At 43.8% G+C, this 14801-nt stretch carries 12 protein-coding genes and 1 pseudogene; 7 read left to right on the top strand and 6 right to left on the bottom strand.

The window, feature by feature from the left end; all coding sequences use genetic code 11:
- Positions 1 to 165: 165 nt before the first annotated feature.
- The 4 genes from RLO19_RS06075 (at position 166) to RLO19_RS06090 (ending at position 2302) form a co-directional block, all read left to right on the top strand.
- On the top strand, positions 166 to 717 hold the full coding sequence (locus RLO19_RS06075; RefSeq protein ID WP_446354750.1) for a hypothetical protein: 552 nt from the start codon (positions 166 to 168) through the stop codon (positions 715 to 717).
- Between the two features lie 2 nt (positions 718 to 719).
- Positions 720 to 1031 carry a hypothetical protein gene (locus RLO19_RS06080; RefSeq protein WP_446354751.1) on the top strand — a complete coding sequence of 104 codons (312 nt, stop codon included), beginning with the start codon at positions 720 to 722 and terminating at the stop codon, positions 1029 to 1031.
- Positions 1032 to 1042: 11 nt separating this feature from the next.
- Complete coding sequence (locus tag RLO19_RS06085; protein ID WP_446354753.1) at positions 1043 to 1507, top strand: hypothetical protein; 465 nt, start codon at positions 1043 to 1045, stop codon at positions 1505 to 1507.
- Between the two features lie 492 nt (positions 1508 to 1999).
- Positions 2000 to 2302, top strand: a complete 303-nt coding sequence (locus RLO19_RS06090; protein ID WP_446354755.1) for a hypothetical protein — start codon at positions 2000 to 2002, stop codon at positions 2300 to 2302.
- Between the two features lie 709 nt (positions 2303 to 3011).
- Here RLO19_RS06090 and RLO19_RS06095 read toward each other — a convergent pair.
- From RLO19_RS06095 to ispD, 3 genes and pseudogenes are all read right to left on the bottom strand, one after another.
- Positions 3012 to 3248 (bottom strand): annotated as a pseudogene (locus RLO19_RS06095) (endonuclease V); the annotation flags it as partial.
- Positions 3249 to 3253: 5 nt separating this feature from the next.
- Positions 3254 to 4138, bottom strand: coding sequence for a sulfotransferase family protein (locus RLO19_RS06100; RefSeq protein WP_446354757.1), 885 nt, complete (start codon positions 4136 to 4138; stop codon positions 3254 to 3256).
- A gap of 66 nt (positions 4139 to 4204) precedes the next feature.
- Positions 4205 to 4894, bottom strand: coding sequence for a 2-C-methyl-D-erythritol 4-phosphate cytidylyltransferase (gene ispD, locus RLO19_RS06105; protein ID WP_446354759.1), 690 nt, complete (start codon positions 4892 to 4894; stop codon positions 4205 to 4207).
- Between the two features lie 253 nt (positions 4895 to 5147).
- On the opposite strand from ispD, the gene RLO19_RS06110 reads away from it, so the two are divergent.
- Positions 5148 to 6110, top strand: coding sequence for a glycosyltransferase family 9 protein (locus RLO19_RS06110; protein WP_446336502.1), 963 nt, complete (start codon positions 5148 to 5150; stop codon positions 6108 to 6110).
- 173 nt (positions 6111 to 6283) lie between these two features.
- Here RLO19_RS06110 and RLO19_RS06115 read toward each other — a convergent pair whose 3' ends face one another.
- Positions 6284 to 6775: a CRR6 family NdhI maturation factor gene (locus tag RLO19_RS06115; protein WP_446354761.1), complete on the bottom strand. Its 492-nt coding sequence runs from the start codon at positions 6773 to 6775 to the stop codon at positions 6284 to 6286.
- Between the two features lie 383 nt (positions 6776 to 7158).
- Between RLO19_RS06115 and RLO19_RS06120 the strand changes: the two genes are divergently transcribed.
- On the top strand, positions 7159 to 7611 hold the full coding sequence (locus RLO19_RS06120; RefSeq protein ID WP_446354763.1) for a Fur family transcriptional regulator: 453 nt from the start codon (positions 7159 to 7161) through the stop codon (positions 7609 to 7611).
- 33 nt (positions 7612 to 7644) lie between these two features.
- Entirely contained in the window at positions 7645 to 10782 is a 3138-nt protein-coding gene (locus RLO19_RS06125; protein ID WP_446354765.1) for a LamG-like jellyroll fold domain-containing protein, read from the top strand.
- Between the two features lie 309 nt (positions 10783 to 11091).
- On the opposite strand, the gene RLO19_RS06130 is transcribed toward RLO19_RS06125, so the two are convergent.
- Entirely contained in the window at positions 11092 to 11967 is an 876-nt protein-coding gene (locus tag RLO19_RS06130) for an alpha/beta fold hydrolase (RefSeq protein WP_446354767.1), read from the bottom strand.
- Between the two features lie 273 nt (positions 11968 to 12240).
- Positions 12241 to 14286, bottom strand: coding sequence for a PAS domain S-box protein (locus tag RLO19_RS06135; protein WP_446354769.1), 2046 nt, complete (start codon positions 14284 to 14286; stop codon positions 12241 to 12243).
- Positions 14287 to 14801: the final 515 nt, after the last annotated feature.

The raw sequence follows: 14801 nt of genomic DNA on the forward strand, positions 1-14801 counted from the left end.
CCAAAGAATTATGTCAACTTACAGGAGAACCCCACACTCAAATTAAAGAACGATTGACCATATCAGCAATCCAGCAATTTGACCGAATGACAGTAAGCGAAGTTACTGAATGGGTTAAAACTAACTTCCCTATGCCTTCAAGAATTGAAAACTAGGAGCAAAAAAATGATAAAATTCCGCCACAAAAAAATAGATGACCTTGTATATAAAATATACATGGTTTATATGGATAAATCATGTCCATGGGTTAGCATTGTTCCCATACCAGGGAAAAAGGGTTTTTGCTACACTTACTCAAAAGAAATTGCCAGAAAAACATGCAAACTTCTCGAATCGGTAACAAATAATCAAGACCTTAAACACTGGAGCCGCCCAACACTTAAAAAAGTACAGCAAATTGCAAGACTCACAAACCGAATGGCTTACCACGAGCACATTTACCCAATCCCATTCTCAGATTTAGAAAGAATACTAGGTTTGGAGATTACTACATGGACAATAACCGAAAGTTACAAGCGAATGATTGCTACTTTTAAGTACAAACTTAAGTGTGAAACGGAAGGAATGTATGAAAATGAAGAAAAGGGGAAAGTCAAAAAATATTTACTCTACCTATTACTTAAATGGGTAGAAGATCCAAATAAGTTAGGAAATTTAATAGGCAAAGGAATTGTCGAACCCAACTTAGCACCCAACTTACTAAATTTAGAAGACTAATCATGCATGACAAACACGGTTACACCTACCGAACACTAAACCCCTGGGAAATTCTAGCATTGCAACACCTAATCCTTATAAGCCAGGAAATTATTAGTACAGGCTTTAAAGATATAGGAAGCTTACGCAGAAAAATAGCTGAATTGCAAGTAATTCTTAACAAGATTGAATGCTTGATAGATTGGGAAATTTCAGCAAAAGAAAACCCAACCAATCAAAGTGAAATAACCCCGCAACAACTTAGCCAAACATTCAATGAGATTATCGAATGGATAGAAACCAATTACCCCAATCTTTCCAAAATTAATTTTTAGGAGATATCACAATGGAAAACAACGGATACAACTATCGAACACTAAACCCTTGGGAACAAACAGCACTTGAACACCTATCAGCAATAATTGGAGAAATCATAGGTGCAGGCTATCAAGACCCTAGCTGCTTGATGGAACGAGTAAGCGATATGGTCTTAGAGATTAGCTACTGGGATACACCAGATAACCATGATGACTCAATAGATAATCTGCCTAATAACGACGATAACTGTAATGAAGAGATCGCAGAGATTTTGGATACAAGTCCATACTCTGATACCCAACCCAAATACATCTACTATGGAGCATCTGGAGAAGACGGCGACCAAGAATTAAATCCTAGCTGGGATGACTCTGAAGAAGAAGACGGAGAGACCCAAGTGCCAGGATTTCAAGACGTAGACTATGAAACAGTCTACATATATGCGAATCGTCCAGATCCAGAAGTAGAAGACGAAGACGATATCCCTTATTAAACCTTCTCGCACCCTACCTTCTAATTAAAGAAGGGGGGCTGCGGTAAGGCCGCAACCTTAACCGCTTGAGCTTCAGAAATGGTGCATCACCAGACGCAGTAGGCAAGCAGTTTTACGACGAAATGACCCAAAAGGTTTTGATGTTTCGTGACTGCACCTACTGCATTAATTACCCGACATTATAACACAAGCCCGCCTGACGAGCTAGACCTAACTCACTAGCGAAACGCTAATTAGCGTCGCGGCATAGAGTTAACCATCTATGCCATCTAATCGGTAAGTTTGCTACCTTACCGCTTGAGCTTCAGAAATGGAGCATCACCAGACGCAGAACAGAAACTAGCAGAACTGATTTACCTCCCACAATTCAGAGAATATAACCAGGTCTTCGATAAATTCGGGATCGGGTTACGACTAAGAGCGCTACTACTGTGCCACATCTACCCACTGAGTAAGTTTGAATCTTTGGGCAGTTTTAAAAAACGGTTAGGCATGGCAGGAGACGAATTTAGCAGCGGCGACCGTAAGGGATGGAACACCGGCAGCGGCTCAAAAATGTGCCGAAGTGAACTATACCTATGGATTTTGTTAGCGATCGCCCCAGTGAAAAACCGCCCACAGGGAATAATCGGCGAGAGACTGGGAGATTTCTACGACAAACGTCAGGAGCAGTTTAAGAAAAACACCGAGGGCGGTAACACCTTTGGGAAGCTGATCATCAGTCAGACTGCCGCTTACGGATGTAAGTTGTTGTTCAAAGAGCTTAAAAAGGCTCTGAAGCTGAAAGAAGGTTAAAAACCCCCTCATGCCCGTTATTACCTATGTAGTAACGGGCAACTCTGTTGATTAAATAAATCAATTGATAAGCACTTTTGCAGTCTAAGTCCGTAAAGTATATAAGCAAAGTTTATATAAATTTTTCTTGGATACTTTCCAGGCGATCGTCAACATTCTACATAAGTAAACCTTATTAAACCCCAATATCACACGCCACACCGGAGTATTTAGGCATATTTCAATCCCTGATAGGGATTCAAGAAAATTGCAACTAGACCGCTCCACTCCGAGTGGTCGATTAAATCGTTTCAATCCCTGATATGGATTCAAAAAAATTTTAAAAATCAAGACAACTTGAAAAATACTTCCGCCCGCTGTCAAATCGGCGCCCCGTGTATAGGAAAATATTCAAATCTAATTTAATAACCTGAAGCATTTCCCTATAGCTAGTGTATCACAAGAGCGTCCAGGAGTTAAATGAAATCTAGACTAGCCCCAGGAGTTAAAATAAAACCTCAACCAACACAAGCTTTATAGCCAATAAGCTATCATTGAACACCGCGACCGCGCCCATGAACGCCCAGAGGCTTACCTAATTAGCACCTAAAACCCTTGATTTTACCTTGATTTCTGCCAAAACTGAAAAACTTGCGAGGCGCACGAATACATAACCGATGAGTTATACAACTCTATCAATGCCTATATACTACACAGACAAGTTAGAGTGAAAGGTTGTTGGGCGGCGTGCGATCGCTTGTTCGATCAGTTGCAGTTCTGGAAAACTCAGTACCGCAACGGCGGCGCGTGAAATCGCATAATTTTCTTCAAAGCCAACATCCACACCCGCTACATAGTTTACTTCACTCAATTGGTCAGATGTAATAATTTCTTTACTGAGTTGGTTTTGGATAGCAGTAGCTTCTTCAACACTCAGAGTCCAAGAGTGGCGCTGATAAATTTCCATTCTTGTTAATTTAACCAAGCAGAAAGATCTCTCTGAATTAAATCTTGTAACTTGAGAATATCTTCCCGATAGAGTTCTATTAATTGCTGGCGATCTTCTGGGGAAAGTGGAGCGGCTTTTTTTTCTTGGGAGTTCATTTGAATTAGGCGAGAACGCAGGTTTTGCCTGACTTCAAGGGGTAAAATCAATCGGAGTCCCGAACTAACTATCGTTCTCAAGGGATTTTGTTGGCGTAAGATATTATTTACGGCTGTATTTTTTGGCACTTTAGCAACTTGGGCTTTCTTGGAGACATCAGGCAAGAACGTATCATCGACTCCCACAAAGCGATACATGTTTTGCATAAATTCTATCGGTTTTTTAGACAAGTCATCGTACAAATAAACTTGAATTTGCTCTCGGTCAAACTCTTCATAAAAATGCTGTAAATGCTTATAGTAAAAGCCTTTTAGAATAACGAATGATTTATCCGCTCTATATTTTATTTGTTCTGACAAGCTGGTTCGCTTTCCTTTACCAATAGCATCTCGGATATGCATTAAGTAATCTGAATAGGCACGATCAACTGGATTTCGCAAGACTGCAATCAATTTGGCATTGGGTACATACCGCTTAATTCGCTCTGAGGAAGACTCATAATGAAACAGATAATTAGGAGATGCTTCGCCAATGGCAATCTCATCTTTGACTCCAGTAAATAGTTGACAATATTTTTCAAAGGTGTCAATTTTGGCTTTCCGTTGATCTTCAATTTCTTCCCAATTTTTTTCTAAAAAATTCGTTTCTTTAACTGGACTCATGTAAATTTGCGGATGTTGGTTTAAATAGTTATAAATAGAGGTTGTCCCCGCTTTTTGAACACCGATAATGAGAAAAGTAGGAAGATGCATAAAAGTTAGTCCTGGTTGAGAAAATAAAATATCTTATGCTTGAGGAGGGCGGGTTGAGTCAAGTTATTAGTTTGTTAAAAGCCGCTGACGCAGAATAAACTCTGCGATCGCTAAATCCATGGGTGTGGTTACCTTAAGATTAGTCTCTTCCCCTGCCACAATCTGTACAGGTAAACCACAGCGCTCAAATAATGCGGCATCATCGGTAACATCCCAATTCAATTTCCGTCCTTGGTCATGACATTGCTTGAGAAGCGGCACCTCGAATCCCTGGGGCGTCTGGGCTGCCCACAACCGCCGCCTGTCGGGTGTATCTTGGACAATATCTGACTCACCGACCACTTTAATCGTATCCTTAACCGGGATCGCGGCAATCAAACCCGGACAATCTCTGAGATGCTGTGTACAGCGATCAAACAATTGGGGTGTGGCTAAACATCTGGCGCCATCGTGAATCAGTACCCGTTCAGCGGTTGGCGGTAATGCTTGCAAGCCGTTATAAACTGATTCTTGGCGAGTTGCTCCCCCGGCAATAAGCTCTACTGCTTTGGTCAGGGCGAGATCTGCTAAGATTGCCTGAATATCTGGCTGATCTTCAGGCTGTCCCATAATCCCAATCCAGGTAATTTCCGCCGCCGCTTCCGCCGCCAGTAGCGTCCATGCTAATAAGGGTTTACCCAGTAGGGTGAGCAATAGCTTATTGCGATCGCTCCCCATCCGTCGTCCCATTCCCGCTGCTGGAATTAATACATGCACAAGCTTCTGCCTTTGATGCCAAATCTCTAATCCTGACCGATTTAATCTGCGACCAGTAGTTTATCCCATTCAATCACTAGGTATAATATCATGCGTACAGTAGTCCCATAAGCAAGATAGCAATTGGATTACGGGTGTAGTAGTTCACCCCGTCACGGTTATCGAGACAAACTCGTTTCCGGAGAATTCCGTGAAATCAGAAACTACCAGTCCATTAAAATTGAGCTGATATACAAGCTCATATTATATTGAGATGAGAATATTAGCCCTTGTTCCAGGTGGAATTAGCGATCAACTTCTGCTGTTTCCTACTTTGGATGACCTAAAAGCAAATTATCCCGAAGCCGAAATCGATGTCATAGTGGAACCCCGATCGAAGGGAGCCTATCGGGTTTCGGGTTCAGTACATGAAGTATTACCGTTTGACTATAAAGACCGCAACGGTCTGGCTGATTTTGGCAACCTGTTGGGTATTATCCGCGATCGCGAATACGATGTGGCGATTGCCCTAGAACGTCGGTGGTCAGTAGGACTATTGCTCTGGATGAGCGGTATTCCCACCCGTGTAGGCTACGAAAATAATCAGGGGCAGTGGTTTTTCACCAACACTGTACCACTCAAAACAGAGCAGTATGCGGCTTATGTGTATCATGACCTGCTCAAAGGGTTGGGGCTCAATACCCCCTGTCCAGAGCTTGCCATTCGTGTGCCAAAATCCGATCTGGACTGGGCAGAAGGTGAACAAGCACGCCTGGGCATCCCCGAAAGCGGTTACATTATGATCGACGGCGGATCTAACCACCTCGATCACTCACAGGACATTGATCAGGTTTATCCCGCCCATAAATGGCAAAACGTTATTGAAGACATCCACCAAAAACAGCCTGACCTTACTCTGGTTATGCTCCATTCTTCTGAGGATACTGAGTTAGTTGCTACCCTAACTCAAGTCTGTCCTAATTTACAGATGACCTCACCCCCCGATATCGGCAAGTTAGCTGCAATGATTGCGGGGGCGAATTTACTGCTGTGTACCGATAGTGCGTCGATGCATCTGGCTGTTGCTGTGGGAACTTATACCATCGCACTGTTTGGTTCTAGTCAGGCGAACAAACTCCTACCCCCATCAGAACGCTATATTGGCATTCAATCACCGACTCGCTGGATTGCCGACATTCAACCCAACGATGTGTTAAAGCAAGTATGGCGAGGCTAAGTAGGGGGAAAGGTAACCTTTCCCCCTACGGCGTGGTGAGGATGTCAATTCTCCCCTGGTTAAACTGTAGGGGATTCTAAGCCGATGCGAAGAGACGGGCTAAAAGCATCGTCTCTTCGCTTTATTTCTTAGAAATCCTGGGTCTAGGAAGTCCAGGTGGGATGGCATAAATCTCAAGTCCTTTTTGGGGGGAACATCAAGTCAAACAAGGTATCATCAAGTTCATACCCTAACATTTTAGCCATGGACTTGAGGCGCGACTGGTTGGGTAAACCAATCTGTTGTAACCAGTTATTGAGCACAAAAACTTTTTGCATCACGAAAATTTCTAAGGCTTCTGGGTTATACTGAATCCCTTCCGTCCGATTAAACTGGTGTGGGACGAGCATAGCTGTGTAGCGGGCGAGTTCCCCCGCTTTCCAATCCAGCAGAAACGGTAACCACGGATACTGAACATCTAAGCGGATAAACCACAGACGTATTTCAGGAATTTCTGACCATTCCCGTGGATCATTGGGTTGGCGAGGGTAGCTAAACTCAAAGCCTAACTGCTGCTCATAGTTGGCGATCGCACCCTCAGTCAGCCACTTATCAATCCTAGTCTGGACGGGCGATAGGTCTAAATCATTAATGCAATGGGAATTGAGTTTAATTGTGATTGCCACTAATCTTCATCCGCTCCACAACACTTGGACGAAAAGACGCATTTTGAAGCGTCTGTACATTGCCTGGATTACTTCGATTCCACAGGTTTAACCTCGGATCAAGCTTACCCTAGTTTTATGCCCGGAGAATGGAGTGTGAAAGCACAAATCGATGCTACCGGACTTGATATCACTCGCCCGGTAGACATACTCAAATCATCTAAGGTAAAGTGGTAATGAGTTTGCCTTACTGTGCCAGATGCCAAGCGAAGAAGATTATGTCCCCTAGGATGATGCACGTTTAACCAGTGCATTATCCTAGGGGACTTAGAACGGGCTCACCTTAATGGTAGAACTTGAGACCGCTCCCCATAAAGCTAACCACCCCATTCAAAGTATCGACCATGCACAAAGAAGCGGCAGTTGTCAAACCGATTCGCTCATTGGAAGACGCCCTCAATCAATGTCAAGCGTTGGGGATGCGCCTGTCGCGTCAACGCCGCTTAATTTTGGAACTGCTGTGGCAAGATCGAGAGCATCTATCCGCACGAGAAATTTATGATCGCCTGAATCAGCAAGGCAAAGAAATTGGTCATACCTCTGTGTACCAGAATCTAGAGGCGCTATCCTCCCAAGGCATTATCGAATGTATTGAGCGATCCGATGGACGGCTTTACGGGAATATCAGTGATGCTCACAGTCATGTTAATTGTGTGGATACAAATCAGATCATGGATGTGTATGTAGAATTGCCCGAGGAACTAATCCAGCACATTGAGCAACAAACTGGGGTCAAGATTACTGAGTATCGGATTGACTTCTATGGTTATCGCAACAATCCACTGAATGATGAGTGAGGCATTATATCAAATAATATTGGCTTTCCCCCTATGAACGTCGCCTATCTCAGAAACACGCGGCTTTTGGCAGGACTAATCTTGGCGAGTACCGTTGCAATCAAGCCAGTTGAGTCCCAACTGATTCCCTCCGCCGACGATGGTACGGGTACAATTATCACCCCTTCAGGGAACCGCTTCGATATCATGGGGGGTTCTTTATCGGAGGATGGGGCAAATCTCTTCCACAGCTTTGAGCAATTTGGACTCAAATCAAATCAAATTGCCAACTTTGTGTCCGATCGCACCCTAATCCTGAAAGAGTCTGGAACACAGATTCCCACGACGATAGGGACGACGATTATTGCCGGTGATCTGGATGTTTCTGGAGACGTTGGCGGTGAGGTGCAGGTATTCGGCGATCGCGTGGGTCTAATTGCTGCCAATATTAATGCTACAGGAATTCAGGGTGGCGGTAGTGTGAAGATTGGTGGAGATTATCAGGGTCAAGGAACTCTACCTCATGCCTCCCATACCTACCTTAGCCGCGATTCGGTGATTAGGGGTGATGCACAAGATGTGGGTGGTGGGGGACAGGTAATTATTTGGGCGGATCATACAACCCAATTTTATGGCACAATTAGCGCCCGTGGTGGGATAACTTCGGGTGATGGCGGTTTTGTTGAGGTGTCGGGAAAAGAGAATCTGGCGTTTGATGGATTGGTAGATGTGGGGGCGACGGCGGGTAAAAATGGTCAGTTATTTTTAGACCCAAAAACGGTAGTTATTGGCACAACGGATACAAATGATAGTGAGATTAGTGATAATCAAATTTTAACCGGAGACGGCGTTGGACTCACGTTCAAAATTTCCAATACGGCGATTGAAACCGCGCTGAATAACGGGAATGTATCTATTGCCGCGATTAAAAATATTGATATTAACGAAGACATTAATTCTAACAGTAGCAGTAGCCTCACCTTTGAAGCTGCCTTTATTAATTTAAATGCCTCGATTGGCTTGAATGGGGGAAATATAACCTTTGCCTCTCCAGTAATTCTTAGCAGCAATCAAACCCTGACTACGGGTTCTACTGTGGGGGGTAATATTACATTTAATAACAGTTTGCATGGTCTTAATGGGGTGACATCGCCAACCTTGACTCTAGATGCAGGCACTGGAAATGTTACATTTGAGGGTTTAGTTGGAGGACCCTTGCCTTATGATGTGGTGGCATTGTTAGATGATCCATTGGGATACTGGCGTTTAGATGACGGTGGTGGAACTGCTTTAGATGCGTCGGGGAATGGTGCAAATGGAACTTATACTGGTGGTGTCAATCCGGGTCAACCGGGAGCATTAGTAGGGGATAAAAATACGGCGAGTTCGTTTAATGGAACGACGGGTTTTGTCTCGACTCCCATTAATATTAATCAATCCAATCCATCCCCAGATACCATTACGTTTTCAGCTTGGGTTAATCCAGCCAGCACCAGCGCGGGTCGATATCAAGTCGTGAGTTCAGATAGTGGATATTTTGACTGGTCAATGCTTCGGGACGGAAACCAATGGGCAGTTTTCACGGGTGAAAACATTCGCTATCCTGACTTTCAGGTAGATGTTAATCAATGGCAACATATTGCGGTTGTGTTTCAACCTGGAGTCGGAGTTACATTTTATAAAAATGGACAATCTGTAACTATCCCTTTTATTGATTACGATACTAATGATTTAATGACTCCGGTGGGTTATTTTGGAGATAATGATATTGCAATTGGACATAACCCGTCTCCAGATTTTCCTGAATATTTTGATGGTTCTATTGATGAAGTAGCTGTTTATAATTCCGCCCTATCCCAACAGCAGATTCTAGAGCAATATAATGCAGGTCAAGGAACAGGTACTGACACTCCTCTGGGTGGTTTGATAATTACCAATGCTGACACGATTACGGCGAATGAGGGGATTCAGGCGAATACTATTGATATGACAGGTAATCAGATTACGCTTCAGGACGTTACCACGACAAGTAGTGGCAATGCTGTTAGTTTAACCGCCGATGAAATTAATTTGACTGGAGGCGTGAATTCCGTAACTGGGATTGGAAATGTGCAGATTCAGCCTCGAACACCTAGCCAAGATATTGTAATTGCGGATAGTTCAGATACAGTCGCTTTAGATCTCTCCCTAACTGACTTGACAGCGCTACAAGATGGTTTTAACTCAATTACAATTGGACGATCTGATGGAACAGGTACAATTACGCTTAATTCCTTCAGCTTCAATGAGCCGGTTACGATTGCTGGCGGGTCAACCTTAATTGGATCTGATGTTGATACCATTTATCGGATTACGGGTACAGATTCAGGTGAGGTTAGCGGCTTTAACGAATCTCTGTCCTTCGCTTCAATAGAAAATCTAACTGGAGGGACTGCCAATGATACCTTTCGATTGAGTAATAGTGCTTCTATAAGTGGTATTATTGACGGTGGAACGGGTAATGATAGTCTGATTGGTGCAAATACTGTCAATACCTGGACAATTACTGCCCAAAACACAGGAAATGTTAATGGAACTATCAATTTCTCTGCCATCGAGAATCTGACAGGTGGTAGTGAGAATGATAGGTTTCAACTAAGTAATGGTGCTTCTATCAGTGGCAGAATTGACGGTGGAACAGGTAATGATAGTCTGATTGGTGCAAATACTGCTAATACCTGGACAATTACTGCCCAAAACACAGGAAATATTAATGGAACTATCAATTTCTCTGCCATCGAGAATCTGACAGGTGGTGCTGAGAATGATAGGTTTCAGCTAAGTAACGGTGCTACTGTGAGTGGTAATATTGATGGTCGAGAAAATAGTGATGACTATATCATCAATTTGAGTGACAAAGGTAGCGCGACAACAACAATTAATGACTCAGGAACAACAGGTAGTGATAGGTTGACGATTAAGGGTACAGAAGCAACAGATAATGTAGAAATTACAGCAACTCAGTTAACGCGGGAGTCACAAACAGTAAACTATAACTCAAGTCTGGAAAATCTGGAGGTGGATGCTGGTTTAGGAAACGATAAAATTACGGTTAGTGAATCGTTGACATTTACAGGTAACGTTTCTCTAAGTACGGGTTTGGATGGCGGGGATATTACCACAGGCGATAGAATTATCAAGGTTAGGAGATAAAGAACTTTCTCATCCCTATTATTGGTCAGCGTTTACAATGATAGGTAGTCCATGGTAAATAATAAGCCCATTATAGGGGCGGGTTTAGTCACATCTAGGTTAGCTCAGAAATGATAGTAGTGAAAGTGAGCCCCTACACAGTCAAAACTTTTTCAGGGCGGGTTTAGTCACATCTAGGTTAGGTCAGAAATGATAGTAGTGAAAGTGAGCCCCTACACACTCAAAACTTTTTCAGGGCGGGTTTAGTCACATCTAGGTTAGGGCAGAAATGATAGTAGTAAAACCCGCCCCTACAGACTCAAAACTTTTTTATCCCTGATTCTTTGCCAAAAATTCTCCCATGTACTGATTTACCAACTGGGGCTGTTCCTGCTGTACCCAATGACTACAATTCGGGATGTAGCGGATTTGAAAATATTGCACATAATCCTTTGTATTATAGGTCAATTCCTTGCCCAAAGCGGTATCATTTTCTCCCCAAATCATTAGGGTGGGAATTTGCAGAATATCCCACTGATTCTGATTAAATAGTCCCGAGAAGGCATTGCGGTAGTAGTTAAGCATGGCGGTAATAGCACCCCGTTTAGCCGCCGCATCTTTGTAGGCGTTTAAGTCGGCTTCTGAGAAGGCACTTTTGTCAATTGCCATATCGATAAAACTAGAGGCAATCAGTTGATAGTCATCCCACTGAAGCAGTAACTCTGGGAGTAAGGGAAGTTGAAATAAAAATACATACCAACTTCGCAAGAGTTGTTGAGGATTACTGCGTAACGCCTGGGTAAATTTGGCGGGGTGAGGAATATTCAGGACGATTAACTTATCAACAAGTTCAGGGTAAGTATAGGCAACATACCAGGCGATCATACCTCCCCAATCATGCCCGACTAGGACACAGCTTTCATCGCCTAATCCTTGAATAACTCCCTTAATATCGTTAACTAACTCGGTGATCCGATAGGCTGATAAATCTTTGGGCTTATCGCTGTCATTGTAACCCCGCAGATCAAGGGCAACGACTTTGTAATCCTTGGCAAATTCAGGGATTTGATGCCGCCAAGAGTACCAGAATTCGGGGAAGCCATGCAGCATCAGCATCAGTTTTCCTTCTCCCTGGGTGACGTAGTGTAGTTTGACACCGTTGGTGATAATATAATCGTCTTGCCAGGAGTCGGTTATGGTAGACATGGATTTGACTTTATAGTATTTCTCGTAAGACAATTAATTAGCATTATAGTCATTTAATCGGAATGTATTACCATGCTTTTAAGGTTTAGGTAAAGAGTCCGCGATCGCTAAATTCTTTGTTAGCCGTTTTAGTTTGGGTTAGCTGGTGAATGGTGGGAAATTTTAGGTGTAGAAATAGACGCCGAATTTAAATGCGTCTTAGCTCACTGAAATTATAGCCCCGACTTTTCAAGAAATCGGGGTTCTGGCGAGGAGATAGGGGAATGGGGAGAGTTAATTCTCAAGCTGTTTATATTCAGTGATATCAATGCTACAACAAATCAAACGATAAGGGTTATTTTTAGCATCTCGCACCGCTAAGCCACGGGAAAGAAACCAGCGAATAGTGCCATCTTTTTGCAATATCCGGTGTTCCATGCCATAGTTGGTGGTTGATCCTTCTAGATGAGCATTGATTTCATTCTGGACTTGTTGGCGATCATCGGGATGAATCAGGTCTAACCAAGCGGCTTTACTATTGGCAATCTCGTTATCCTCATAGCGCAGTAGGGTTTTCAAATTAGGCGCTATATAGAACTCATCACTCTCCAGATTCCAATCCCAAATCCCCACGTTACCTGCTTTCAGGGCTATGGCTTGGCGTTCCTCACGGCTGCGAAGCTCGGCAACCATTTGCTCCTGTTTTGCCAATTGCTCTTGTAGCAAAGCATTCGCTTGAGACAGTTGAGCGGTTCGTTCCTTTTCCCGTTTGGCTGAGGCGGTTTCTACCTGCTTGCGCTGGCTAATATCCCGCTCTATCGCCATCCAATGGGTATATTCCCCGTTCTCATCAACCACGGGGACAATATTGAGTTCTACCCAAAACTCAGAACCATCTTTGCGATAGTTGATCAACTCCGCCCGCACGGGTTCCCATCGGCATAGGGTATCACGAATTTTATCAGCTTGGATGCGATCGGTTTTGGGACCTTGTAAGAATCGGGGTGTCTTGCCAATGACTTCCTCAGGGGTGTATCCTGTCATCCGAGTAAAGCCCTGGTTGACATAAACGATCCGAGGACCTGGTTTGTCAATGGGTTCGGCTTCTGTAATGACGATCGCGTCATTAGCATTAAATACCGCCGACTCTAATAACCGCAGGCGTTCCTCGGCTTGTTTGCGTTTGGTAATATCGCGAACAAAACTGAGTGACACTAAGCGATCGCGGTACTCAATTACCCGAGAACTAATTTCCACCTGTACATGGGAACCATCTTTACGCCGCAGGGCATGCTCAAAGATAATACTACCCGTTGCTTGCATCCGCTGACCGATTGTCCGTTGCCGATCCTCACCAATCGGCACATCAATATCGTGAGTCTTCAAATTCAGCAGTTCTTTGCGGGTATACCCTAGTCGTCTTGAGGCATTCTGATTGGCATCTAAAATGCGACTGGTGGATAGGTCAATAATAAAAATGGAATCGTTGGCGTATTCAAATAAGTGTCGATAATTCGCTTCCGATTCCCGCAGCGATTCTTCAACTCGTTTGCGTTCAGTAATGTCTCTGGCGGTACATATTACCGCTTCCACACTATTGTGGCTACCCAGAATCGGACTCAGGATGTACTCGTAGTGACGCACACCCCCAAGGGTGGGATAACTAATTTCATCGGTCAAAGGGCGTCGAGTGGCAAAGACGACTTCCCGTTGGTTATCAAACAGTTCGAGTCCTTCGGGAGGTAGGTTTAACTGCGACACCGTTTTGCCCAAAATTTCGGCTTGGGACAAGCCAAACAGTTGCGCGATCGCCAGATTCACGTAGGTAAATCGTCCCATGCGATCCAGAACACAGATGGGGTCAGGAGACGCCGAGAGAACTTGGTCAAAGATTCGCGCTTGTTGCTGAATCCTCGTCGCCAGTTCTCGCAGTTCTGATTCATCCTGATCTGGGGCAATGATCGGATAATTCAGGTCGAGTTGGGTTACTTGATTAGGAGGTGTCCAGGCTTGATCGGTATCCCCAATTTGATGATGATTCGTCGTTCCTGTCACCAACGTTCTCGGAATTGCCTCTAGGCTTTGATTAGCTGCCTGAGTTTCTTGGGTGAGTTGATTAAGCTGTTCTTTTAACTGCTTGTATTTTTTGTCTAATGTATTGAGTTGTTCCTGAAGTTCATCAACTGTGGTTGAGTGTGATTCATCAAGCGGGAAACCAAATGCCTGCTTGAGTGCCTCAATCACAACAGCCGTCCGATCCCGACCTGATGCCTCAGCACGAGATCGAATTTCATGACTCAGTTGTTCTGGAAGTCTAAACGTCGCTATTTTACTGACCATTTTTTAGTCGATTTAAATTGTCGAGTTTACCGTTGTACAAGGACGGGACGCTGGATCTGTGCTGTTCATTGAGAAATCTTCGCGTTAGCTGATTGTACAAATGTTGCGGGTTAAACTCCTGGAATTTCCAAAACCGCTTTTTATTTTTATTCAGGGTGGTTGAGCGAACAGGGGTTGCCCATTGCTTCAACTATAACCGTTCTCAGCATCTGTGGTATTACAGTATGACACCATTACCAGAGTTGAGCAAACTCCCAGTGGGTTTAGATCGTACACCCTGAAAGGGTCTGATCGGGCAGACTCAAACATGTTTTAACAAAAAAACAGGACTTACGCTGATCAGCTACCGATATCCTGTTTTAATCCTGTCAGGATTCATCGAAACTCCTTTGGGTCCCAAACCCTGTCTTTATAAGACAGCTTTACAATTAAATGCTGGTTTTTAAATGGAGATAATCCCAGGAACCAGCAAACCCTGTAATAAGTCCCTTCGCCCACCCAGTCCAAGATGTCTT

Origin of the sequence: Coleofasciculus sp. G2-EDA-02 (assembly GCF_040226375.1) — a bacterium.
Lineage (GTDB): Bacteria > Cyanobacteriota > Cyanobacteriia > Cyanobacteriales > Coleofasciculaceae > Coleofasciculus.